This is a genomic window from Niveispirillum sp. (genome assembly GCF_017996735.1).
In the GTDB taxonomy this organism is placed as follows: domain Bacteria; phylum Pseudomonadota; class Alphaproteobacteria; order Azospirillales; family Azospirillaceae; genus Niveispirillum.
On record NZ_JAGOGJ010000059.1, the window covers coordinates 18988 to 40433 of the forward strand.

Here is a 21446-nt window from a genome sequence, read left to right on the forward strand (position 1 = left end):
GGACGCTGTCACACGACGCGCGTCCGGCCAACCTCCAGCGTGCCAAAATCCGCCTCCCCCAACCCGTGCGCGGCGCGGGCGGTGGCAAGGGCGTTGACAGGATCGTCGATGCCTTCGTCAGTCAGGCCTGCAAAGGTCCCATAATGCATGCCGATGCTGCGGCGGCTGCCCAGATCCAGGTGGGCCTGCACCGCGTCGGCAGGGTCCATGTGCATCTGCCGCATGAACCACCGCGGCTCATAAGCGCCGATGGGAAGCAGTGACAGATCGATGCCGGGGAACCGGGCCCCGATCTCCAGAAAGTGCGGGCAATAGCCGCTATCCCCGCAGAAATAGACGGTACGCCCCTGCGCCCGCAGCACGAACCCACCCCACAGCGTGGCATTACGATCGAACGGGCCGCGCGCGGCAAAATGCTGGGCAGGGACATAGGTGATCTCCACCTCGCCAACAGGGTGGGATTGCCACCAATCCAGTTCCGTCACCACTTCCGGACCGCAAGCCGCGATCAGGGCGCGGTTGCCCAGGCTGGTGACAACAGGTGCCTGAAAGCGGCGATCCAGTTCTCGCAATGCCGCCCGATCCAGATGGTCGTAATGATTGTGGCTGACCAGGACACCATCAAGCCGGGGGAGATCATCGAATGCCAACCCCGGCGCCCTCACCCTTTTGGGTCCCGCAAAGGGCACGGGGCTGGCACGGTCGGCATAAACCGGGTCGGTGATGAACCAGCGCCCGCCAATGCCGATCAGAAAACAGGCATGGCCGATAAAGGTGACGGAGATGGCATCAGACGGGACCGGGTTCGGCAGCGGCCAATTTCCGTTTTCCACCCAAGCCGGCCATTTGACCGGTTTACGTTCCCTCATCCAGCGCCAGACATCGCCGATCCCTTTCTCCCGCCCCACAATGTGGGGGTTGAAGAAGCGCTTGCCGTCAAAATGATCGGAGGCTGGATGGGAAACGGCACCGGCATCAGCGGTTCCGGACGGGTCATCCGCAGCGAACCAGCTACTGGAGAGACGGGCAAACGCGGCGCGGCATGTCATTGCGGTAGATATCCGTCCGTTCAAGGAAATAGACGGACAAATTGAGGCAAAGATCGACAGCCCCGCTGTGGCAATGCGCACAGCGGCGAGATATTGCCCCCTTTTTACCTCAACTTCATCGAAACCAGACGGGTCAGGCCGCCGTCGGCGCCTTGTCCATGCCCATCATGATCACTTCCCCTCCGGGACCAGGAAAATCTGGCCGGGATAAATCAGGTCGGGGTCGCGGATCTGACCCTGGTTGGCCTCGAAGATCACGGTGTAGCGGATACCCTCCCCATAGGAGCGGCGCGCGATGGCCCAGAGATTATTGCCCGGCACCACCACCACGGCGCGGCCGGCCAGGGCCTGATCGGGGATCGGCTTCTTGTCGAAATTCACCTCGGCCCGGCTGATCACCTTGCTGTCGGGGCCAACCTGATCGACACGCAGGCTGTATTGACCGTCATCGAAGATGCGGTCCGGCGTGATGGACCAGCGGCCATCCGTCCCCACCTTGGCCCGGCCTGCCAGATTGTTCTGAAGATAGAGCATCACCTCCGTGCCGGGCTTGGCCTGTCCGCCCACACTGACCTTGCCGCCGCGATCGTAATCGACGGTGTCGATGGTGATCTCCCCCGCCGGGCGCGGCGCGGCGCCCTGGGACAGGGCGCGCGGGGCCTGCAGGACCCGGCTGCCATCGCTGCCCGACAACACGGCCAGGGCATCGCCCTCCCCGCGCCGGCCGGCAAGGTCGCGGTCACGTTCCGGCACCGCCAGCACGACGGAGGACAGGCCCTTGGTCACGGCACCGTCGCTGCCCACCTGCTCCAGACGCAATTCACGCGCACCGGGGGCCAGCGGGTCGGGCGGCAGGAAGGTCCAGTCGCCACGCGCGTCGGCCGTGGCAGTGCCCAGCAGCTTGTCCCCATCCAGGATGTTCACCTTGGCCCCCGGCAGGGCGCGGCCGGCGATCACCGCCGTGCCCGACGGTTCCACCCGCACCACGTCGAAGGCCGGCAGGCTGGTCTTTTTCGGGGCCGGCGCCTGGGCCGACGGGCGCGTACCACCACCGCTGCCGGGCGCCTGCAACTGCCAGGCAGCCACACCCACGGCGGCAACGGCCAGGATTGCGATGGGGATCAGGATCTTGCGGTTCACGGAGACAAAAGCCTTTCTCGTCCGGGGAGAAACGGGGGACGGAACGGGACAGGATGGGCCGGGACGGTCAGGCGTAACTGACCAGGGCCCAGATGGTGGTGGCCGATAGTGCCGCGACAACCAAGGCGCGGACAAGGGAAACGATCCGGGGGCCGGGCATGTTCCCCGGCACGGCCGCGCGGCCCGTCACCATGGGGCGCACCAGATCCAGCCGCTTGAACAGCGCATAGGCCAGGATCGCTACGACATGCAGACCGGCCATCGCCAGCAGGATGTTGAAATTATTGAGATGGATGGACCGCATCAGCGACGCGGTGGAACCGCTGACCCGCTCCACCAGCGGACCATCGGTCAGCACCCCATCACTGGTGAACAGACCCGATCCCGCCTGGACCGCAACCACCAGCAGCAGACCCAGCACCGCCAGCGCACCCAGCGCATTATGGCCCATATGCGGGTGCATGCGGCCGGGCTGCCGCAACTCGGCAATATGCTGGCGAATGGCGGCGGGGCCACGCACGAACTGTGCGAAACGCGCCGTGTCACTGCCCACCAGACCCCAGAGGATGCGGAACAGCACCAGGCCCAGTATGGCATAGCCGAAGCGCATGTGCCAATCATACGCCTCGTTCTCGCCCGTAATCCAGGCACCGGCAATACACAGAACCAGCAGCCAGTGGAACAGCCGCGTCGGCAGGTCCCAGACCAAAATCTTACGCATGGGCCGATCTCCCACGGCAGGGGCGGAAACCGGTCCCCGTTCCGGCGGAACGGGGACCGGGCCGGACATCATCAGTCGGCGCGATAGGATTCGTGGCAGGACTTGCAGGTCGCCACGGTCTTGCCGAACTGGGCACCGATGGCGGCCTTGTCGCCACCGGTGGCGACCGTCACCAGGGCGGCGGCCTCGGTCTGGAACGCCACCGTCTTGGCCTTGAAATCATCGGCCTTGGTCCAGATCTCGGGCTTCGCCTCGCTCTTGGCCACACCGACGGCGGTACCGGCCGGCCACCAGTCCGGGAAGGCCTTGGCAGCGGCGTTGATGGTGGCGGCGGCGGCCTGCACATCGGCAACGGTGCCGGTGCCATCCTTCAGGAAGGCGCCGATGGCCTTGGTGGCCCCGCCGGCCTTCTTCAACTCCGCCTTGCGGGCGTCAATCACGGCCGTCGGGTCCTGGGCCTGGGCAGTCACGACGAAGCCGGTCAGGCTGGCCGCGGCGATGATACCGGCGGCAAGCGCGCCGAAACGATGCTTCATCACTCGTAATCCTCCATCAGATCGCCCGAGGGCGCCAGTGACGGCCCGGGCCGGGGGTGACAAGGGGCGCCGTCCGGTCAAGGACGCCGCATTGGAGATGGGGTGCGCTTGTGTCCGGTCAACAGATGGTGTAGGGCCGAAGGGATCGACAGCGCACCCATATCGCACATTGCGGAGAGTGCCCGTTGTCGGGGTCGATTTGCAAGCCGCGCCACGGGGCGCGGGCCCGGTTTAAGTGCAGGAAAGTGTTCATCCATGTCGTCCATCTCCACCGTATGTGTTTATTGCGGTTCCTCCGACTTCGTCGCCGACAGCTTCAAGGACGCGGCGCGGCGCACCGGCGAACTGCTGGCCACCCACGGCTATGACATCGTCTATGGCGGCGGGCGCGTCGGCCTGATGGGCATTGTCGCCGATGCCGGCCTGAAGGGCGGGGCCAAGGTCGTGGGCATCATCCCGGAGCATATCAAGCGGTACGAGGTGGACCATACCGGCCTGACCGAACTGATCGTGGTCGAGAGCATGCATGTCCGCAAACAGATGATGGTGGAGCGGTCCGACGCCTTCATCATCCTGCCCGGCGGTATCGGCACCCTGGACGAGATGTTCGAGATCATCACCTGGCGGCAGTTGCGCCTGCACGGCAAGCCGGTGGTCATCGTCAATACCCAGGGTTTCTGGAACCCGCTGCTGGCGCTGATGGACCACATGACCGAGACGGGGTTCATGCGCAAGCCGAACCTGCCGGGCGCCGAGGACCGGCTGTACCACGTAGTGGACAGTGTGGAAAAAGCTGTCGATCTGCTTGCCCGCCTGAAAGAGGCGGCGCATAAGGTTCAAACTGATCGCATGTGAGGGTGCGGGCTTTGCCTTTGTCGCAGGCCAGCCCCGCATTCCGAACGAAAATTACCCGAGCAGGCCCGGTTGCGACCCTGTCGCGAATGGGCTTTATTGACACCGCCGGGCCGGACGCTGGATCGCCGCCGGTACCTTTCACCCCTGGGAGAGCGCCCCCATGTCGAAGATCAAAGTCGTCAATCCGATCGTGGAACTCGACGGCGACGAAATGACCCGCGTGATCTGGCAGTTCATCAAGGACCGCCTGATCCTTCCGTACCTGGACGTGGACCTGAAATACTATGACCTGGGCGTCGAACATCGCGACGCCACGGATGACAAGGTCACCGTCGAGTCCGCCGAGGCCATCAAGCATTACGGCGTGGGCGTGAAGTGCGCCACCATCACCCCGGACGAAGACCGGGTGAAGGAATTCAATCTGAAGCAGATGTGGAAGTCGCCCAACGGCACCATCCGCAACATCCTGGGCGGCACCGTGTTCCGCGAGCCGATCATCTGCAAGAACGTGCCGCGCCTGGTGCCGGGCTGGACCCAGCCCATCGTCATTGGCCGCCATGCCTTCGGTGACCAGTACAAGGCCACCGACTTCATCATCCCCGGTGCGGGCCGTCTGTCCATCACCTTTACCAGCGCCGACGGCACCAGCAACATCCGCCACACCGTGTTCGATTTCGACGGGCCGGGCGTTGCCATGGGCATGTACAACGTGGACGAATCGATCCGCGGCTTCGCGCGCGCCTGCATGAACTATGGTCTGCTGCGCGGCTACCCGGTGTATCTGTCCACCAAGAACACGATCCTGAAGGCCTATGACGGCCGCTTCAAGGACCTGTTCCAGGAAGTGTTCGAGGCGGAGTTTGCCGACAAGTTCAAGGAAGCCGGTATCACCTATGAACACCGCCTGATCGACGACATGGTGGCCTCGGCCCTCAAGTGGTCGGGCAACTTCCTGTGGGCCGCCAAGAACTATGACGGCGACGTGCAGTCGGATCTGGTGGCGCAGGGCTTCGGCTCGCTGGGCCTGATGACCTCGGTCCTGATGACCCCCGATGGCAAGACGGTCGAAGCGGAAGCCGCCCACGGCACCGTGACCCGCCATTATCGTGAGCACCAGAAGGGCAAGCCCACCTCCACCAACCCGATCGCCAGCATCTTCGCCTGGACCCAGGGCCTGACCTATCGCGGCAAGTTCGACGAGACGCCGGACGTGGTGGACTTCGCCAAGACCCTGGAGCGCGTCTGCGTGGATACCGTGGAAAGCGGCTACATGACCAAGGACCTGGCCACCCTGATCGGCCCGGACCAGAAGTGGCTGACCACCCAGGACTTCCTGGCCAAGCTGGACGAAAACCTGCAGGCCGCGCGCGCCAAGTAAGGCCGCTGGACACAGGTTCGCGTATTGAAACCCCGGCCGTGGCGACGCGGCCGGGGTTTTCTTTATTCGGCGGGCTGGGTGGACGGACCATCCAACCCCAGCATCTGCATCATGCCCGCCGGTCGGGCCAGCAGGTCGGCCAGGGTGACCTCGTCCAGGACCGCCAGAAAGGCCGCCAGGGCCTTGCCCAGCACCTTTTGCAGACGGCAGTCGCTGGTGATGGGGCAGGTGTTCCCCGTCTCGAAACATTCCACCAGGGACATGTCGTTTTCCAACTGCCGCACCAGGGCGCCCAGATTAATCTCCGCCGGCGGGCGGCCCAGGGCCATGCCGCCATTACGGCCGCGCACGGTCCGTACATGGCCCAGCCGCCCCAACTCATTGACGATCTTGGTCAGGTGGTTTTCGGAAATGGCGTAACGGGCGGCGATTTCCGGGATGGTGGACAGGCCCTCGCGCTTCATCCCCAGATAAAGCAGCACGCGCAGTCCATAATCCGTGTAGCGGGTCAGCCGCATCGTCCCATCCCCATGACATGAACCTTCTGCATGCCATCCACCGCCGGGGCCGGACAAGCCTTGACGGCGGGAGGGCTGACATGTCGGCGGCTGAAACAAAAGATACATTCAAAATATTGCTTTTCAAGATCCATGCCGATAAGATGCACAAGAAATACCTCTTTAGTCACCTGTCCAACCAGCCAAACGAGAATCCCGATGCTGTCGCCTGAAACAATTGCCATCGTGAAAGCCACCGCCCCGGTCATGCACCAGCATGGGGAGACCATCACGCGACATATGTATGCCAAGCTGCTGCGTGATCCGGCCATCCGCGCCATTTTCGACCCCACGCATCAGCGTAATGGCACACAGGCCCGCGCCCTGGCCGGGGCCGTCGCCGCCTATGCCGACAATATCGACAATCTGGCCGCCCTGGGTCCGGCGGTGGAACGGATCGCGGAGCGGCATGTCAGCCTGCATGTGCAGCCGTACCATTACGACATTGTCGGCACCAACCTGCTGGGCTCCGTGGCCGAAGTGCTGGGCAATGCCGCCACGCCGGCCATCCTGCATGCCTGGACGGAAGCCTGGATGGCCCTGCGCGATATTTTTGTGGGCGTTGAACAGGCCAAATATCGCGACAGCGCCCTTGCCCCCGGCGGCTGGTATGGTTGGCGCCGGTTCAAGGTGGTGGATGCCGTGGCAGAGAGCAGCGTCATCCGCAGCCTGTATCTGGAGCCGGTGGACGGCGGGCCCATCCTGTCCTTCCGCTCCGGCCAGTATCTGACCCTGAACCTGTCGGTGCCGGGCCATGGCCCGCTGCTGCGCCATTACAGCCTGTCAGACGCGCCCAATGGCCGGTCCTACCGCATTTCCGTAAAGCATGAAGCGGCACCCGAAGCCGGATTGCCCGACGGGCTGGGGTCCAGCTTCCTGCACCGTCAGCTATCGGTGGGCGATATCGTGGAGGTGGCCCCGCCGGCAGGCAGTTTCACGGCACCCCACAGCCTGTCGCCCCTGTTTCTGCTGGCGGGTGGGGTTGGTATCACGCCCATGCTGTCGGTGGTGGAGACGGAACTGGCAAATGGCTCCGACCGGCCGCTGCACCTGTTCCACGCTGTGCGCGACCGCGCGCATCAGGCGTTCGGCCGTCGTCTGCGCGACCTGGCCGGCACGCATGACAATCTGAGCGTCAGCATTTTTTACGAACAATTGTCCGAAGATGATCAGGCGGGCCGGAACCATGATTGCGTCGGCCGCCTCGACCCCGCCGCCATCGCCGCCCTGCCCCAGGCCGCGACAGCGGACTTCATGGTTTGTGGCCCCAAAGGGTTCATGACCAGCATCATACGGGGGCTGCGCGCCGCCGGCGTGCCGGCAGACCGGATCAGGTATGAATTCTTCGGCTCGCACGAGGAAGAACTGCTGGGCTGACCCGGCCCGGGCTTCATCAATGCGGTCAGTCCAGCGCGGAGAACGGATCCTCCTTCAGGTTCATACTGAAGCCGAAATAATCCCAGGCTGGCCGCATATGTTCCGGAAGCGGAGCGGTCACATCGACGGTGCCGCCCCGCGGATGGGGGATGATGATGCGGCGGGCATGCAGGTGAAGCTGCCGCTTCATGTCGGCACCATCGATGAAGGCCGCCTGCCCTGCATATTTGCCATCGCCCAGGATCGGCGTGCCAATGGCATCCATATGCACACGCAACTGGTGCGTACGCCCGGTGCGCGGCCACAGGGCCACGAAGGCGGCCTTGCGGTGGGCATGTTCCAGCACGGTGTAATAGGATTGCGCCCGCTGGCCGTTGCGTTCATCGACCATCATGCGCTCACCCCCAGCCGCCATCTCCTTTCCAATGGAAAGGTCGATACGGCCCTGGTGCGGCTCGGGCACGCCGACGGTGATGGCCCAATAAATCTTGCGCGCGTCACGGCCCCGGAAACTTTCCGTCAGGCGGGATGCGGCGAAGCTGTTGCGGGCCAGAACCAGGCAGCCGCTGGTATCCTTGTCCAGACGGTGGACCAGCTTGGGCCGGCCCGGCGCGTCGAATTTCAGCAGGTCCAGCATGGCGTCCAGGTGCTTGGCCTGGCCCGTCCCGCCCTGCACGGCCAGACCCGCCGGCTTGTCCAGGACGATGACGTCGGCGTCCCGATACAGGACGCAGGCGCGTAAGGCCGCCACTTCCTTGTCGCTGAACAGCGGCTTGACAGCCTTGGCCGCCCCCGGCCCCTCTGCGGGTGCCGGGGTGGCGTCCGGCAATGGCGGGATACGGACCGATTGCCCCGGCAGCAGCCGGGTATTGGCGTCGGCGCGCTTGCCCTCCACCCGCACCTGTCCCGTGCGCAGCAGTTTCTGCAACACACCATGGCCGATCTGCGGATAATGCCGCTTGAACCAGCGGTCCAGGCGGATATCGGCCTCGTCCTCGGCCACCAGCTTCGTCTCTACGATCTTTGCGGGACCGCGCGTTTCCCCGGCATCGCTCATGCCGTCACCATCCGTACCATATAAAGCCCGGCGAACAGCCCGCCGATGCCGACAATCAAGGACGACAGCACATAGGCCGCCGCCAAACCCAGATCCCCCCGTTCCAGCATGGTCGCCACATCCAGGGAGAAGGTGGAAAAGGTCGTGAACCCGCCCAGGATGCCCACCGTCAGAAAGGCACGAACCTCCTCCGGCGGCGACCATACATGGGCCATCAACCCGACCAGCAATCCCATGATGAAGGAGCCGACGATATTCACCGTCAGCGTCGCCCAGGGAAAGCTCATGTCGAACAGCCGACCGAACCACTGCGCTGTCAGATACCGCGCCACGGAGCCGAACGCACCACCGATTGCGACATATAACACCATCTTCATGCGCCGACCCCGAAAATCCAGCCCTCGCGCCGGGCAATGTCCCGCGTCATGCCGGCCGGGTTCCAGGCCGATGCCCGCTCCCCCAGCCGGGATAGCCCGGCCGCCGTGATGATGGCATCCCCGATATGATCGTCAAACTGTTCCGGCAGATCGGGCGACAGCGTGCAGCCGAAATGCGCCAGGGCCCCTACTATCGCTGCCCGCCCCGTGATCTTGCGCACCCCGCCCAGCGCCTGCTTGCGGAACAGGGTGGGATAGATCTCCATCACCACGCTCTGCCCCGGTGCCGGCTGCTGCACAGGCCAGACGGCAAGCCGGTCGCCGGTCAACGTACGCAGGCGCCTCAGGGTGCGCATGCCGGCCAGCGACGCTTTGCCCACCTGCTTCGACGCGGCCGCCAGCTTGAACAGCGATACCGGCGTGCCGGCCCCCGTCTCTGCCGCCACAACCTCCACCCGCCGCCGCTTGGTCGACCCGTCGCCCCAATGGGCAGGTGTGGGGCCGTTGACCCAGAAGCTGGGTAACAGACGCGGATCATGGACCGCGGCACCGGCGAAATCATCCTCCGCGTGGTTACTGGCCTGATCGATCAGGTCCCAAAGGGCAAACATGTCGGTGACATCCGGCACCCGACCGTCCAGATAGCCGACGCCATCGACCCACGGCATGGCGAATCCGAAATCAAACCCGGCCAGCACACGCCGCCCCGCATGGACCTGCGCCGCGATCCAGTCCGCCACCTCCCGCCTTTGCCAGAACCGGTCGCGGGGCCAGACGGGGCTGACCAGACCGGACGGATCACAGGCCGCCACAGCCACCGCACGGGCCGGCTGTGCGCCTGTCCAGTCGATGCCCACGAAAAGATCGAACTCCATCCCTTCCCCACATTGCCAAGCGCCCCGCCCCGTCGCATCATCGCGCACGATCAATGGGGAGGGTGTTCATGACCAGTATTTATGACTTCAGCGCCAAAACGCTCGACGGCAAAGATGTGTCACTGGGTGACTGGCGCGGCAAGGTCATGCTGATCGTGAACACCGCATCGAAATGCGGCTTCACCTATCAATATCAGGGGCTGGAGGCCTTGCACCGCGATTATGCGGCGCGTGGTCTGGCCGTCCTGGGCTTTCCCTGCAACCAGTTCGGGCAGCAGGAACCAGGCGACGCGGCGGAAATTGCCAATTTCTGTTCGCTGACCTATGACGTCACCTTCCCCATGTTCGCCAAGATCGACGTGAATGGCGACAATGCACATCCCCTTTACACCTGGCTGAAAACGCAGAAGCGCGGTTTTCTGATCAGCCGCATCAAGTGGAATTTCACCAAGTTCCTGGTGGACCGGTCGGGCAATGTGGTTGCCCGCTTCGGGCCGACGACGAAGCCGGAGGCGTTGCGGACGGCGATCGAGGCGTTGTTATAACCGCCTCACCCCGCGATCAACTGCGCCTGCCGGATGGCGAACCGGTCCGTCATGCCGGCGATATAGTCCATCAAGGACCGGGTCCAGCCAGAGCGGTCATAGGGAACCTGCCGGATGCCCGGAACCGTTTCCAGCAGCGAGGCGAAGCGGCGCGGCAGGTCGGCGCCCGGCCCCAGCTTTTCCCGCGCCAGCAGCGCCTCGCCATAGGCATCCAGCAGGGTAGTGACGGTACGAGCCGCCACGATGTCGGTCTCACAACGCTGATGTCCGCGATAGATCTGGGTATAGGAGACGTCGGAGATGTCCTTCAGCGCGTCCGTGCGCTCGATCATCTTCAACAGCGGACCGACCGCCTTGCCCTCCATGATGTCGGGCAGCTTGTCCAGGAAGGCCGCCGCCGCATCGGTCACCAGCCGGTCGATGGCACGGGCGCGCAGATAGATCAGACGGCGGTCTTCATCCTCGATCCCCTCATATTCCGCGCGGTCCCAGTCGATCAGCGGTTCCAGCAGTTCCTCTGCATCGGCGAAGGACAGCATACGCATCTTCACCGCGTCCTCGATATCGACGACGGAGTAACAGGCGTCATCCGCCGCCTCCACCAGATAGGCCAGCGGATGACGGCACCAGGCGTCGCGGCCCGTGGGGATCAGGCCCAACTCACCCGCCACTTCCGCCATCAGCTCCGTCTCGCTGCCCAGGAAGCCATATTTGCGCTTATGCGGCCGCTCCTCGCCGGCGAAGGCCGGGGCCGCCCAGGGATATTTGCCATAGGTGCCCAGCGTGGCCGCCGTCAGCTGCAGCCCGCCCTGCGCGCGCCAGCCCTGCAGGCGGGTCAGCACACGGAAACCCTGGGCATTGCCTTCGAAATTGGAAAGCTCGCTGGCCTGCTGCCCGTCAACGCCCGACAGGATTTCGCGGCCCAGGGCGGTGCCGGCGAACCAGTCGGAAATGATGTCCTCTCCCGTATGGGCAAAACAGGGGGTGCCCAGGTCATGGGCCAGGGCGCCCGCCCCCACCACATCGCCGATATCGGCGGCGCTGGCGGGTACAGCATCCTGACCATAGCGCCGGATGATCTCCGCCCCCGCCCAGCTTCCCAGCGAACGGCCGACACGAGCCGCCTCCATCGAATGGGTCAGGCGCGAACGCACATAATCCGATCCGCCGATGCCATGCACCTGCTGCTTGTCCGACAGGCGCCGGAAGCTGGTGGAAAAGGTGATACGGTCGATATCGATCTCAAAGGCGCTGCGATAAGGCAGTTCCGGCGCCAAACCGTCCTTGGCAAGACGCTTGCGGGATAACAGGGACTGCCAACGCATCATCGCGGTATCTCCAGCGCATGCCATGCCCGCCTTTGACGGACACGCCTTCGCCGCTTACATAGGGTGTAAGCGTTTGTCCAGTCGTTAGCAGACAGGAACCATTCAATGAGCACAACAACAGCCATCGCGGACAGTGCCGGCACCCCGCCGCCCGCCGCCCGCGCCATGACCCTCTCCGACAGTGCCGCCCGCCGCATCGCGAAGCTGGCGGCGCTGGAGGGTAATCCGGACCAGATGCTGCGCCTGACCGTGTCGGGCGGCGGCTGCTCCGGCTTCCAGTACGGCTTTTCCTTCGACACCGTCACCAATGACGACGATCACGTCTTTTCCAAGGGCGAGGCGAAGCTGGTTGTCGATGACGTCTCTCTCGACCTGCTGGCCGGGGCGGAACTTGACTTCGCCGAGGACCTGATGGGCAGCTATTTCAAGGTCAACAACCCCAATGCCGCGTCTTCCTGCGGCTGTGGCACCAGTTTTTCAGTTTGATCCTTCTGGCGCCGGGGGCCACCATGCGGCGGCCTGGCTCATGCCGCGCGAGCAGTCGGCGGCCTTCGCCGGGCACGAACCCGCCCGGCGGCTCAACGGATAAGGCAAAACGAACGTGAAGATCGCCACCTGGAATGTGAACTCCGCCAAGGCCCGCCTGCCCAACATCACCGATTGGCTGCGCGAGGCCGCACCCGATGTGGTGCTGTTCCAGGAGATCAAGTGCGAGACGGCCGCCTTTCCCGCCGCCGCGTTCGAGGACCTGGGCTATCACGTTCATGCCGTGGGGCAGAAGGCCTATAACGGTGTCGCCATCCTGTCGAAGATGCCGGTCACCGACATCATCACCCGCCTGCCGGGCGAGCCAGACGACGAGCAGGCGCGTTATGTCGAGGGCACGGTGGAAGGCGTGCGCATCGCCAGCCTCTACCTGCCCAACGGCAACCCGGTCGGCACGGAGAAGTACCCCTACAAGCTGCGCTGGATGGAACGGTTGCGGCTGCATGCCGCCGATCTGCTGAACACAGGGCAGAAGGTGGTGCTGGGCGGTGACTATAATGTCATTCCCGCCGCCGAAGATGTGTACGACCCGGTCGGCTGGCGCGAGGATGCCTTGTTCCGGCAGGAGACTCGGTTGAAATTCCAGGAAATCCTGGCGCTGGGCTACACAGAGGCGTTCCGGTCCCTGCATCCTGGGCTGGTCCCCGCCTATAGTTTCTGGGATTATCAGGCCGGCGCCTGGCCGCGGAACAATGGCCTGCGCATCGACCATTTCCTGCTGTCTCCGCAAGCCGCGGACAGTCTGGCGACGTGCGAGATCGACAAGGGGCCACGCGGCCGGGAAAAGGCATCTGATCATACGCCGGTGGTTCTGACGCTGGCCTGACCGGCCCCCCCCCGGGGGCCGGTTGACGGTGGAACCAATCTGCCCTGCGGGGTGTTTCCTTTCTGTCTCGATGACGAAAGGAGCCAGCCATGACCGACGAATCCCAGGTGCAAGCCCGCGCCTTTCAATTGTGGGACGGCAAGGGACGCCAGCCCGGTTTGCTGAATATCTGCCTGGAGCAGGCCCGCCGGGAACTGGCCGAAGAGGCGCGGCTGGATCACCTGTCCGCCGACAAGGCAACGGCTCCGCCCGCCAGCCAGACCCGGCCCGGCCAGTTGTTCCGGGACCCCAAGGAAGACCAGCCGGCCATCGACCGGCGGGGGCGGACCATTGAAACCGATGACAGCCCGTCCCTGATGCGCACCGAAACCCAGGGCGTTCCGCAGGACTGATCCGTTTTTCTGGCCGGGCCCCCGTCCGCTTGGTATCAAGGCGGAAAGCCAAGCGATATCCGGGGAGCCGCCAGGAATGAAACGTCCGGTCCGACGCACGAGCCATCTTGCCCTGCTGCTGTTGACACTGGGTCTGACGGCCTGCGCTTCCCGTGAACCTGTCGCAACGCCGCAGGTCGCGGCCCGGCCCGCCTGGGCACTGGCCATTCATGGCGGTGCGGGGGTGATGGACCGGGAAACCATGGGTCCGGAGACCGAAGCGTCATACCGCGCGGCCATGCATGCCGCGCTGGAGCGTGGCCGGGCCGTGCTGGAAAAAGGCGGTTCGGCGCTGGATGCGGTCGTGGCGGTTGTGCGCGGGCTGGAGGATGACCCGCAGTTCAACGCGGGCAAGGGGGCGGTCTTCACCGCTGATGGCCGTAACGAACTCGATGCGGCCATCATGGATGGTTCCACCCTGAAGGCGGGCGCCGTGGCCGGTATCACCGGCACCCGGAATCCCATCACCCTGGCCCGCGCGGTCATGGAAAAATCGCCCCATGTCATGCTGATTGGTGCCGGCGCCGAAAAATTCGGGCGGCAGGCGGGGGTGGAACAGGCAGACCCGTCCTGGTTCTTCACCGAGCGCCGCTGGCAATCGCTGAAAAAGACACTGACCGAAAGGGGCCTGCCCCTGCCCGCGCGCCCGCCGGGCGTGGGGCCGGAACCCGCACCGCTGGCATCGTCCGACATGGCGTTCGAGGATCGGAAATACGGCACTGTCGGCGTGGTGGCCTTGGACAATCAGGGCCATGTCGCGGCCGGCACCTCCACCGGTGGGACGACCGCCAAATTGTGGGGCCGGGTGGGCGACGTGCCCATTATCGGCGCCGGCACCTATGCCAACGACAAATCATGCGCGGTATCCGCCACCGGGACAGGCGAATATTTCATCCGCCTGGGTGTCGCGCGGGCCATCTGCGATCTGGTGGAATTGAAGGGGATGGGGTTGCAGCAGGCCGCGGATGAGGTGATCCAGGCTCGCCTGACGGCACTGGGCGGTGATGGCGGCATCGTGGCCGTCACACCCGATGGTCAGGTGGCCTGGTCCTTCAACACATCGGGCATGTATCGCGCCCGCCAGGTGGCGGGCGGTGAGCCGGTGGTGGGCATCTTCAAGGCAGACCCCTGAACGGGCCCCCCCGTCAGCAGGGGGGCTTGATGGCCTTTTCCAGCGTCTCCAATTCCATGGAGACGCGGAAATCGCCGTAATCCACCAGCATGGACCGGACAACCCCGTTTTCCTGTAGAACCATGTTGGTCTCATAATCCGGCAGCGGTTCGCCCGGATTGATGGGGAAGAAAGCCAGCGACACCTGCCAGGCCTTGGCGGCCAGCAGATCGGCGTCCTTCACCTTCATCACCGCGGGGGTCCGCAGCTTGCCCACGATGGTGTTGACGGGACTGGCCCCATCCGCCTCCGCCCCGTCGAACACGGGGACGGAGAACAGGTTTTCCGCCGAGCCGGCCTGTTTCAGGACACGCAGCGTATGCGCCGTGGGGAACATGGTGCCGGGCTTCAGGTCCATCGACCGCGCGTCCGGCTTGTCATAGCGGACGCTGCCCCCACCTTTTCCATCCAGCGTGGCGCCGCCGGACAATTCCTCATCCACCTCGCCATTCACCAGCTTGCGCACGTTGAAACGATAGGCGGAGCCGTCCTTGGCCTCCCACGTCGCGTAGTTGGTGACCAGATTCATGTCCTCCCCCTCCGCATAGGAGAAGCGGACCTGGAACCGCTGATCGATGGTCCAGCCATCGCAGGCGTCGTTCCAGGAAAAACTCATCTGACCCGCCACGTCGGTGATGCCGCTCTGCAGCCGGGCATGATCGAGTTTCAGCCGGTAGGTGGCCTTATGCGGTGCGATGTCGATCCCCGCTCGGCCAAAGGCCGGCACCGTGCCGCCTCCCCCCAGCAACAGGGCAAGGGCGAACGCGGCAACGCGTCGGGCGGGACGGCGGGTATGGCTTGAAACGGTCACGTGGGCACAGGCCTGGATCGTGGCGATGATCTTCATTTTGCGCCCGGCGGCGTTCCGCCGCAACGGCCATTCGTTGCAGTGCGCCGCAATCACCCGGGGTGGGCAGCAAATGCCGCACTGCACTGCCCGCGCCGGGCAATAACTGCCGACCGGCAAGGGGAACGGTGGGTGCCCATAATTCAATTCATTGTTTTTAAATGATTTTTTTACTGGCACGGCAGTTGCTGATCACGCCGCGGAGCAACAGCCCGTTTTGGGAGCCGATCATGAGCCTGTTCAATTCAGTCCCGACCCGTCCGTCGACGATGTCCAGGGGCATGGACCGCGCCATCGGCCTCCCCGGAACACCCCCCGCGCATGGGCAGGTCAACAATCTGCAATCCCTGGCCCGCGCCGTCGCCGGCGGGCTGGGCGGTACCGTGACCCCTGGACTGGCGCCTGTTTCGATGCCGGCCGACACTTATGTGTACCTGCTACAGGACACGATCATGCGTCTGCGCGAGGCGGAAGCGACGATCGCGGAGCAGAAGGACCGAATCGAACATCTGGAAACCTTGTCCATGACGGACGAGTTGACCGGATTGCTGAACCGTCGCGGCCTTGTGGAGGCCTTCCGCCGTGAACTCTCCTCCACCCGCCGGAGCGGCCTGGGCGGCGTGCTGGTCATTGTCGATCTGGACGGGTTCAAGGCCATCAATGACATGCATGGCCACCTGTGCGGGGACTGGTACCTGCGGCAGGCTGCCCGCACCCTGAAGGACAATGTGCGGGCCCATGACATCGTGGCCCGGTTCGGCGGCGACGAATTCGCCATACTGCTGACCCACACCGATCAGGCCCAGGGGGTGATGCGCGCCGAAGCGCTGTCGGATATCTTCAACGCCGGCACCTGTCAGTGGCAGATGCTGAACCTTCCCCTGCGCGGCAGCTTCGGCATCCAGCCCTTCGCCGCCGGCGATCAGGAGGAGGAGGTGATCCGTCGCGCCGACGCCGGCATGTACCGGGCAAAACGTCAGGCCAGGGACGGACGCTGATCCTCTGATGCTGCCGCCGCTTCTTGGCGGCCCTCCCCTCCCGTGACAAAATGCGCACGGGTTAAAGATGTATATTATTTGCCTCTTTATGCCTGAACGATCATCCTGGCGTTCTCTAACGGGAGAAATGTCATGGATGACGGACAGCTTGCCCTGCTTGTCGACCGATTCTACGCGAAGGTTCGGCAAGACGCGGAATTGGGGCCGATTTTTAATGAAACCATCACCGATTGGGACCGCCACCTGAAACTGCTGCACGACTTCTGGTCGTCGGTGATGCTGACAAGCGGACGCTACAAGGGCAACCCGATGGCCGCCCATCTGCGCCATCGCGAGCAATTGTCACCGGCGCTGTTCGCCCACTGGCTGGTCTTGTGGGAAGAAATCGCGCGTGAGGTCTTATCACCGGGCGACGCCGCCGCCATACACGCCACCGCCAGCCGCATCGCCCGCAGCCTGCAACTGGGTATCCAATATATCGCCGCCTGACGGTTCCGCGCCTCGCCGTCCTGGTTGACCGGTGATCGGCGTGCATTGTGACTATGGGCGATGTGCCCCGCAATCGGGGCGACGGGCGCGGCCTGAACGCTGATAAGGCCGCCCTGCCTTTGGCCTTGCCGACGTCTGGCGGTAACCATGATCGATGCCATCGAAAGGACCTAGCCCATAGCGCCTACTTCTCCTTATCCATTTAAGCCATTAGGGTGCCATATGAAGCGGCATGCCCGGATTTTCTGAGGTGGCGATGGTTCTGGTCAAGAAATCGCAAGTTGATTTACGTCACGCACCTGTAATGAGTGGAACGGATACTGCCGCACCGCCCGACGCCTCCATGGAAAGCGCCCGGCGGGACCGCAGGCGCAGCCAGGGCCGCCGGCAGAAGATCGCGCAGCGGGTGGCCAGCGCGTCCGTGGAAATGGCGTCCGGTATCACTGAGGGGGCTGCGGCGGCCCACCAGCTTGTCACCGCCATGGGCCAGATCTCGCGTGGCGGTCAGATGGCCGCGTCCGCCGCCCAGCAATCCTTGGCCGCCGTCAACCAGATGGCCAACCTGTTCGTGCAGGCCCGCGCCAAGGCGGGCATCTCCCAGCGCAAAGCTGAAAGCCTGCAGGCGATGCTGGCAGAAAGCGGCATCCAGATCGCCGCCTCCATCGCCGGGATCGAGCAGAATGCCGAACAACAGGCCGCCGCCGCCAACCGCGTGCGCGAACTGGAAAACCATGCCGCCAATATCGGCAAAGTGGTTGAAACCGTGGCCTATCTGGCCGACCAGACCAATATGCTGTCCCTGAACGCGGCGATCGAGGCGACAAGGGCTGATGCGACCGGGGCCGGATTCGCCGTTATCGCCGATGAGGTGCGGCTGCTGGCGGAGACGGCTGAAAGAAATGCCCAGCGCGTAGGCGAACTGGTGGCGGAAATCCGGGTGGAGGTGACCAGTGTTACCGACACCATCACCGCTGCCGCCAAAGCCGCGCTGGGCCGGGCGCAGAATGCGGCCATCATCACCACGCATCTGGAGGAAATACGCCGCGCCTTCACCGCCATCGCCGGGAACAGCCAGTCCATCTCCATCGCTTCCCAGGAGGCAGAGCACGCGGCGCGGGAGGTGCAGCGCACCGTGGAGCATGTGGCCGCCGCCGCGGAAGAGCAGTCGGCCGCCACCGAACAATCGATGCGCAGCCTCAGCGAACAGAGCCAGGCCCTGAGCCAGGCGGAAACCGCCGCGCAGGAACTGGCCACCCTGGCCGATACCCTGCGTGACAGCCATATCGGCAGCAGCCGCAATGCGGAGGAGGTGGCCACCATCTCCGAGGAATTGTCGGCCACGGTGCAGGAATTGTCCGGCGCGGCGGCGCAGATTATGACCGCTATCGCCCAGATCAGCCGGGGCACGCAGCAGCAGGCCGCCGCATCACAGGAATGCAGCGCGGCCCTGGGCCAGTTGGAACGCAACGCAAAGCAGGTGGAGAGCGCGACGCTGGACGCCACGACCCGCGTCCTGCAGATGTCGGGTTTACTGTCGGAAAGCGAAGCCGCGATCCGCGATCTGGTGACCGGAGTGGAGGCGGCCCTGGCGGAAGGGCATAAAAGCGCGGTCAAGCTCGTTTCCCTGGAACGGCTGGGACGGCAGGTGGAGAAGATGGTGAATGCCATCAATACCCTGTCGATCCAGACCACGATGCTGGCCATATCCGGCGCGGTGGAGGCGGCGCGCGCCGGAGAGGCAGGCCGCGGCTTCGCCACCGTGGCCGCCGATATTCGAACCCTTTCGCGCGAGGGGGACGCCCATATCGAGGCGATCCGCGATACGGTCCGCGACATGCAGGATCAGATGCTGATGGCGCGCCGCGACCTGGAGGTGCTGGTCACCAACGGGTCCGCCGGTGTGCAGCGCAATCAGTCTATCCTGCCCGTACTGGCCACCATCGTCGCCGACATCAAGGCCCTGCACGCCGACAATGAGGAGGTGAACCGGGGCATGGGCATCATCCTGCGGGCGGCAACCGAATGCGCGCGCGGCATGGAAAACACCGCCTCCGCAGCGGAGGAGGCCAGCCTGGCCACGTCCGAGGCCGCCGCCGCCGGGCGTCAGCAGGCTCAAGGTGTGGAGGATCTGGCAGCAGCGGCGGAAGAGATCGCGTCGCTGGCGGACGAACTGCTGCGCAGCGAGGAATAAGGCCATGTCGCCGGGCATCGCCGACATGGCACCACCGCCCGACGACACGGGTGCGCTGCATCTGCGCTTCACCATCGGGGGCCGGTCATTGGCGCTGCCGCTGGACCGGGTGTTGGAAGTGACTATGCCGCCGGCCCATGTTTCGCCCCTGCCCCTGGCACCCGCCGCCGTCCGGGGGCTGGCGCATGTGCGCGGCCGGGTGACGGCCATCCTGAATGCCCACCGGCTGCTGGACCTGCCGGAACCGCCAGCGGCCGGAGGAAGCCGACTGCTGCTGCTGGGCCATGGCGGATTGTTGCTGGGTCTGCCGGTGGATGAGATGCAGGGCATCCATCGGGAGGGATCGGCCGTCTGGCTGGACCTTCTGCTGGACAGGGCGCTGTCCCTGCCGTCACGCCCGCCGATCCGGGACCTGCGTGTTGCTCCGACCCGCGCCGCAAGCGGCGGCGGAATGGCGCGTTCCGGCCGCGCCCTGGTCAGTTTTATGGTCGCCGATCAGGAATATGCCCTGCCCGCCAATCTGCTGCGCCGCGCGGCCCCTCTACCCGATCAGATTGTGGCTCTGCCGCACGCACCGGCCGCCGTGCTGGGCATGGGCATGGTAGGCGACAGGCTGTTGCCGCTGGTGTCGCTGCGGGCTGTGCTGGGCCTGACCCCGGCCGCCATGGGCCGGGTGCTGGTGGTGGCGCGCGACGGGCTGCTGTTCGGGCTGGTCGTGGATCGGCTGCGTGAATTGCTGCGCGTTGATGAGGCCAGCGTGGAGCCTGTGCCGGCCCTGTTCAGCGACATGGGGCGCGAGGTGGAGGCCCTCTGCCGGCTGGAGGGGGGGCGGCGTCTGGTGTCGCTGCTGTCACCCGCCCATCTTCTGGCCCGCGACGATATGGAAAGCGCGCTGTCCGGAACCGGGGCAGAGACGGTGGAACCAGCCTTTGAGGTGGCGAGGGCGGTACGCCGGACGGCGCTGCTGCGCGTGCGGGCCGGTGACGGTGAATACGCCCTGCCGCTGGCCCATGTGACCGCCGTCAACCGTCCGGGTCCCCTGACCCGCGTTCCCCAGGCGCCGGATATCCTGGTGGGGATCGGCAATGCCGACGGGGTGGCGCTGCCTGTCATCGATCTGCGCCGTCGCCTGGGTCTGCCGGCCAATGACCGGGGTGCGCGTCACGTCGTGCTGGTCGCGGTGGCGGGACGACGCTTCGGTGTGCTGGTGGATCTGGTTCTCGGCCTGCGCCATGTACCCGTCGATGCCATCGGCCCCGCCCCCGCCCTGTCGGCGGCACAGGCGCGACTGATCGCGCGGGTGGTGGAGGATGCCGGCGCCATGCTGCCCATCCTGGAACCGCCCCTGCTGGCCGAAGCGGCGGGGATGGCTTCATGACCAGACTGCTGATCGCCGATGACAGCGCCCTGATGCGCAAGCTGCTCTCCGCCATCTTTACCGAAGAAGGTGATTTCGAGATCGCGACGGCCCGCAACGGTGCCGAAATGCTGGACGTGGCCCGGGCCTTCAAGCCGGAGGTGGCAACGCTGGACATCCACATGCCGGTCATGGACGGGCTGGAATGCCTCAGCCAACTGATGCTGGAAAATCCCTGTCCGGTGGTCATGGTCTCTTCCCTGACACGGGAGGGCGCGGCGACGACCCTGGATGCCCTGGCCCTGGGCGCCGTCGATTACGTCGCCAAGCCCGACGGGGCCGTATCCCTGCATATCGACGCACTGCGTCCCCTGCTGCTGGACAAGGTGCGAACGGCGGCCGGTGTCCGCCTGCGCCCGTCGCTGCGCCTGCGCGAACGTGTGCAGCAGCAGATACGGACGGCCACCGAACGGGCGGCCGCCATTACCGCCCGGCCCCGGACAGCCCCCCGCCTGTCCGAACCGGGTCTGGTCCTGCCCCCCTCCGCGCCCCCCACTGCGCGCGAGGCGTGGTCGGAGAGGCTGGTGATCATCGGCGCGTCCACCGGCGGCCCGCACGCATTGGAAGTCATCCTGTCCGATCTGCCGGCCGACTTTCCCTGGCCGGTCGTGATCGCCCAGCACATGCCCCGGCAATTCACAGGCATCTTCGCCGAACGGCTGGACCGAACCTGCCCGTTGCGGGTGGTGGAGGTCAGCCAGCCCACCCTCCTGGCGCCGGGTCACGCCTATATCG

At 65.1% G+C, this 21446-nt stretch carries 24 protein-coding genes; 13 read left to right on the forward strand and 11 right to left on the reverse strand.

The window, feature by feature from the left end; translation table 11 throughout:
* Nucleotides 1-8: 8 nt before the first annotated feature.
* The 4 genes from KBA48_RS18175 to KBA48_RS18190 form a co-directional block, all read right to left on the reverse strand.
* On the reverse strand, nucleotides 9-1049 hold the full coding sequence (locus KBA48_RS18175) for an MBL fold metallo-hydrolase (protein ID WP_292908952.1): 1041 nt from the start codon (nucleotides 1047-1049) through the stop codon (nucleotides 9-11).
* A gap of 171 nt (nucleotides 1050-1220) precedes the next feature.
* Nucleotides 1221-2189 carry a LysM peptidoglycan-binding domain-containing protein gene (locus KBA48_RS18180; protein ID WP_292908953.1) on the reverse strand — a complete coding sequence of 323 codons (969 nt, stop codon included), beginning with the start codon at nucleotides 2187-2189 and terminating at the stop codon, nucleotides 1221-1223.
* A 67-nt stretch (nucleotides 2190-2256) separates the two neighbouring features.
* Nucleotides 2257-2910: a cytochrome b/b6 domain-containing protein gene (locus KBA48_RS18185; RefSeq protein ID WP_292908954.1), complete on the reverse strand. Its 654-nt coding sequence runs from the start codon at nucleotides 2908-2910 to the stop codon at nucleotides 2257-2259.
* 71 nt (nucleotides 2911-2981) lie between these two features.
* The gene (locus KBA48_RS18190) at nucleotides 2982-3446 is read right to left on the reverse strand and encodes a cytochrome c (RefSeq protein ID WP_292908956.1); all 465 of its coding nucleotides are present in this window, start codon (nucleotides 3444-3446) and stop codon (nucleotides 2982-2984) included.
* A gap of 255 nt (nucleotides 3447-3701) precedes the next feature.
* Between KBA48_RS18190 and KBA48_RS18195 the strand changes: the two genes are divergently transcribed.
* Both KBA48_RS18195 and KBA48_RS18200 read left to right on the forward strand, forming a co-directional pair.
* Nucleotides 3702-4301, forward strand: coding sequence for a TIGR00730 family Rossman fold protein (locus KBA48_RS18195; protein WP_292908958.1), 600 nt, complete (start codon nucleotides 3702-3704; stop codon nucleotides 4299-4301).
* Between the two features lie 160 nt (nucleotides 4302-4461).
* Nucleotides 4462-5679 carry an NADP-dependent isocitrate dehydrogenase gene (locus KBA48_RS18200; RefSeq protein WP_292908960.1) on the forward strand — a complete coding sequence of 406 codons (1218 nt, stop codon included), beginning with the start codon at nucleotides 4462-4464 and terminating at the stop codon, nucleotides 5677-5679.
* 62 nt (nucleotides 5680-5741) lie between these two features.
* Here the strand turns inward: KBA48_RS18200 and KBA48_RS18205 are convergent, their stop codons facing one another.
* Complete coding sequence (locus tag KBA48_RS18205; RefSeq protein ID WP_292908962.1) at nucleotides 5742-6197, reverse strand: Rrf2 family transcriptional regulator; 456 nt, start codon at nucleotides 6195-6197, stop codon at nucleotides 5742-5744.
* Complete coding sequence (locus tag KBA48_RS18210; RefSeq protein ID WP_292908964.1) at nucleotides 6188-6421, reverse strand: hypothetical protein; 234 nt, start codon at nucleotides 6419-6421, stop codon at nucleotides 6188-6190. Before KBA48_RS18210 ends, KBA48_RS18205 begins: the two co-directional genes overlap by 10 nt.
* Nucleotide 6422: 1 nt before the next feature.
* On the opposite strand from KBA48_RS18210, the gene hmpA reads away from it, so the two are divergent.
* Complete coding sequence (hmpA, locus tag KBA48_RS18215; protein ID WP_292908966.1) at nucleotides 6423-7613, forward strand: NO-inducible flavohemoprotein; 1191 nt, start codon at nucleotides 6423-6425, stop codon at nucleotides 7611-7613.
* Nucleotides 7614-7638: 25 nt separating this feature from the next.
* Here the strand turns inward: hmpA and KBA48_RS18220 are convergent, their stop codons facing one another.
* The 3 genes from KBA48_RS18220 to KBA48_RS18230 are packed head-to-tail and all read right to left on the reverse strand — an operon-like array spanning nucleotide 7639 to nucleotide 9922.
* Nucleotides 7639-8670 (reverse strand): RluA family pseudouridine synthase, encoded by a 1032-nt coding sequence (locus KBA48_RS18220; RefSeq protein WP_292908967.1) that lies wholly within the window; start codon nucleotides 8668-8670, stop codon nucleotides 7639-7641.
* The gene (gene crcB / locus KBA48_RS18225) at nucleotides 8667-9047 is read right to left on the reverse strand and encodes a fluoride efflux transporter CrcB (protein WP_292908968.1); all 381 of its coding nucleotides are present in this window, start codon (nucleotides 9045-9047) and stop codon (nucleotides 8667-8669) included. The genes KBA48_RS18220 and crcB overlap by 4 nt, the downstream gene beginning before the upstream one ends.
* A complete protein-coding gene (locus tag KBA48_RS18230; protein ID WP_292908969.1) occupies nucleotides 9044-9922 on the reverse strand; it encodes a hypothetical protein in 879 nt (292 codons plus the stop codon). The genes crcB and KBA48_RS18230 overlap by 4 nt, the downstream gene beginning before the upstream one ends.
* A gap of 68 nt (nucleotides 9923-9990) precedes the next feature.
* Between KBA48_RS18230 and KBA48_RS18235 the strand changes: the two genes are divergently transcribed.
* Nucleotides 9991-10467 (forward strand): glutathione peroxidase, encoded by a 477-nt coding sequence (locus KBA48_RS18235; protein WP_292908970.1) that lies wholly within the window; start codon nucleotides 9991-9993, stop codon nucleotides 10465-10467.
* 5 nt (nucleotides 10468-10472) lie between these two features.
* On the opposite strand, the gene dgt is transcribed toward KBA48_RS18235, so the two are convergent.
* Nucleotides 10473-11795 carry a dGTP triphosphohydrolase gene (gene dgt / locus KBA48_RS18240; protein WP_292908971.1) on the reverse strand — a complete coding sequence of 441 codons (1323 nt, stop codon included), beginning with the start codon at nucleotides 11793-11795 and terminating at the stop codon, nucleotides 10473-10475.
* Nucleotides 11796-11900: 105 nt separating this feature from the next.
* On the opposite strand from dgt, the gene erpA reads away from it, so the two are divergent.
* The 4 genes from erpA (at nucleotide 11901) to KBA48_RS18260 (ending at nucleotide 14730) form a co-directional block, all read left to right on the forward strand.
* Entirely contained in the window at nucleotides 11901-12281 is a 381-nt protein-coding gene (gene erpA / locus KBA48_RS18245; RefSeq protein WP_292908972.1) for an iron-sulfur cluster insertion protein ErpA, read from the forward strand.
* 115 nt (nucleotides 12282-12396) lie between these two features.
* Complete coding sequence (xth, locus tag KBA48_RS18250; RefSeq protein WP_292908974.1) at nucleotides 12397-13167, forward strand: exodeoxyribonuclease III; 771 nt, start codon at nucleotides 12397-12399, stop codon at nucleotides 13165-13167.
* An 89-nt stretch (nucleotides 13168-13256) separates the two neighbouring features.
* On the forward strand, nucleotides 13257-13559 hold the full coding sequence (locus KBA48_RS18255; RefSeq protein ID WP_292908976.1) for a hypothetical protein: 303 nt from the start codon (nucleotides 13257-13259) through the stop codon (nucleotides 13557-13559).
* A gap of 76 nt (nucleotides 13560-13635) precedes the next feature.
* Nucleotides 13636-14730 carry an isoaspartyl peptidase/L-asparaginase family protein gene (locus tag KBA48_RS18260; RefSeq protein WP_292908978.1) on the forward strand — a complete coding sequence of 365 codons (1095 nt, stop codon included), beginning with the start codon at nucleotides 13636-13638 and terminating at the stop codon, nucleotides 14728-14730.
* Between the two features lie 13 nt (nucleotides 14731-14743).
* Here KBA48_RS18260 and KBA48_RS18265 read toward each other — a convergent pair whose 3' ends face one another.
* A complete protein-coding gene (locus KBA48_RS18265) occupies nucleotides 14744-15616 on the reverse strand; it encodes a cell envelope integrity EipB family protein (protein WP_292908980.1) in 873 nt (290 codons plus the stop codon).
* Nucleotides 15617-15846: 230 nt separating this feature from the next.
* Here KBA48_RS18265 and KBA48_RS18270 point away from each other — a divergent pair, with 230 nt between their 5' ends.
* The 5 genes from KBA48_RS18270 to KBA48_RS18290 all read left to right on the forward strand — a co-directional run.
* A complete protein-coding gene (locus tag KBA48_RS18270; RefSeq protein ID WP_292908982.1) occupies nucleotides 15847-16614 on the forward strand; it encodes a GGDEF domain-containing protein in 768 nt (255 codons plus the stop codon).
* A 132-nt stretch (nucleotides 16615-16746) separates the two neighbouring features.
* The gene (locus KBA48_RS18275) at nucleotides 16747-17103 is read left to right on the forward strand and encodes a group III truncated hemoglobin (RefSeq protein ID WP_292908983.1); all 357 of its coding nucleotides are present in this window, start codon (nucleotides 16747-16749) and stop codon (nucleotides 17101-17103) included.
* 304 nt (nucleotides 17104-17407) lie between these two features.
* The gene (locus tag KBA48_RS18280; protein ID WP_292908985.1) at nucleotides 17408-19294 is read left to right on the forward strand and encodes a methyl-accepting chemotaxis protein; all 1887 of its coding nucleotides are present in this window, start codon (nucleotides 17408-17410) and stop codon (nucleotides 19292-19294) included.
* Between the two features lie 4 nt (nucleotides 19295-19298).
* The gene (locus KBA48_RS18285) at nucleotides 19299-20672 is read left to right on the forward strand and encodes a chemotaxis protein CheW (RefSeq protein WP_292908987.1); all 1374 of its coding nucleotides are present in this window, start codon (nucleotides 19299-19301) and stop codon (nucleotides 20670-20672) included.
* Nucleotides 20669-21446 (forward strand): chemotaxis protein CheB (locus KBA48_RS18290; RefSeq protein ID WP_292908989.1); only part of this gene is annotated, 778 nt, incomplete at its 3' end. The genes KBA48_RS18285 and KBA48_RS18290, both read left to right, overlap by 4 nt.

What these genes read in the sequence shown, in the direction of transcription:
- KBA48_RS18255 (WP_292908976.1), top strand. Translation starts at nt 13,257, where the DNA reads ATGACCGACGAATCCCAGGTGCAAGCCCGCGCCTTTCAATTGTGGGAC.
- dgt (WP_292908971.1), bottom strand. Translation starts at nt 11,795, where the DNA reads ATGATGCGTTGGCAGTCCCTGTTATCCCGCAAGCGTCTTGCCAAGGAC.
- KBA48_RS18285 (WP_292908987.1), top strand. Translation starts at nt 19,299, where the DNA reads ATGTCGCCGGGCATCGCCGACATGGCACCACCGCCCGACGACACGGGT.
- KBA48_RS18275 (WP_292908983.1), top strand. Translation starts at nt 16,747, where the DNA reads ATGGATGACGGACAGCTTGCCCTGCTTGTCGACCGATTCTACGCGAAG.
- crcB (WP_292908968.1), bottom strand. Translation starts at nt 9,047, where the DNA reads ATGAAGATGGTGTTATATGTCGCAATCGGTGGTGCGTTCGGCTCCGTG.
- KBA48_RS18190 (WP_292908956.1), bottom strand. Translation starts at nt 3,446, where the DNA reads ATGAAGCATCGTTTCGGCGCGCTTGCCGCCGGTATCATCGCCGCGGCC.
- KBA48_RS18210 (WP_292908964.1), bottom strand. Translation starts at nt 6,421, where the DNA reads ATGGCAATTGTTTCAGGCGACAGCATCGGGATTCTCGTTTGGCTGGTT.
- KBA48_RS18205 (WP_292908962.1), bottom strand. Translation starts at nt 6,197, where the DNA reads ATGCGGCTGACCCGCTACACGGATTATGGACTGCGCGTGCTGCTTTAT.
- erpA (WP_292908972.1), top strand. Translation starts at nt 11,901, where the DNA reads ATGAGCACAACAACAGCCATCGCGGACAGTGCCGGCACCCCGCCGCCC.
- KBA48_RS18220 (WP_292908967.1), bottom strand. Translation starts at nt 8,670, where the DNA reads ATGAGCGATGCCGGGGAAACGCGCGGTCCCGCAAAGATCGTAGAGACG.
- KBA48_RS18230 (WP_292908969.1), bottom strand. Translation starts at nt 9,922, where the DNA reads ATGGAGTTCGATCTTTTCGTGGGCATCGACTGGACAGGCGCACAGCCG.
- KBA48_RS18260 (WP_292908978.1), top strand. Translation starts at nt 13,636, where the DNA reads ATGAAACGTCCGGTCCGACGCACGAGCCATCTTGCCCTGCTGCTGTTG.
- KBA48_RS18185 (WP_292908954.1), bottom strand. Translation starts at nt 2,910, where the DNA reads ATGCGTAAGATTTTGGTCTGGGACCTGCCGACGCGGCTGTTCCACTGG.
- KBA48_RS18265 (WP_292908980.1), bottom strand. Translation starts at nt 15,616, where the DNA reads ATGAAGATCATCGCCACGATCCAGGCCTGTGCCCACGTGACCGTTTCA.
- KBA48_RS18235 (WP_292908970.1), top strand. Translation starts at nt 9,991, where the DNA reads ATGACCAGTATTTATGACTTCAGCGCCAAAACGCTCGACGGCAAAGAT.
- KBA48_RS18175 (WP_292908952.1), bottom strand. Translation starts at nt 1,049, where the DNA reads ATGACATGCCGCGCCGCGTTTGCCCGTCTCTCCAGTAGCTGGTTCGCT.
- KBA48_RS18195 (WP_292908958.1), top strand. Translation starts at nt 3,702, where the DNA reads ATGTCGTCCATCTCCACCGTATGTGTTTATTGCGGTTCCTCCGACTTC.
- KBA48_RS18280 (WP_292908985.1), top strand. Translation starts at nt 17,408, where the DNA reads ATGAGTGGAACGGATACTGCCGCACCGCCCGACGCCTCCATGGAAAGC.
- KBA48_RS18270 (WP_292908982.1), top strand. Translation starts at nt 15,847, where the DNA reads ATGAGCCTGTTCAATTCAGTCCCGACCCGTCCGTCGACGATGTCCAGG.
- KBA48_RS18200 (WP_292908960.1), top strand. Translation starts at nt 4,462, where the DNA reads ATGTCGAAGATCAAAGTCGTCAATCCGATCGTGGAACTCGACGGCGAC.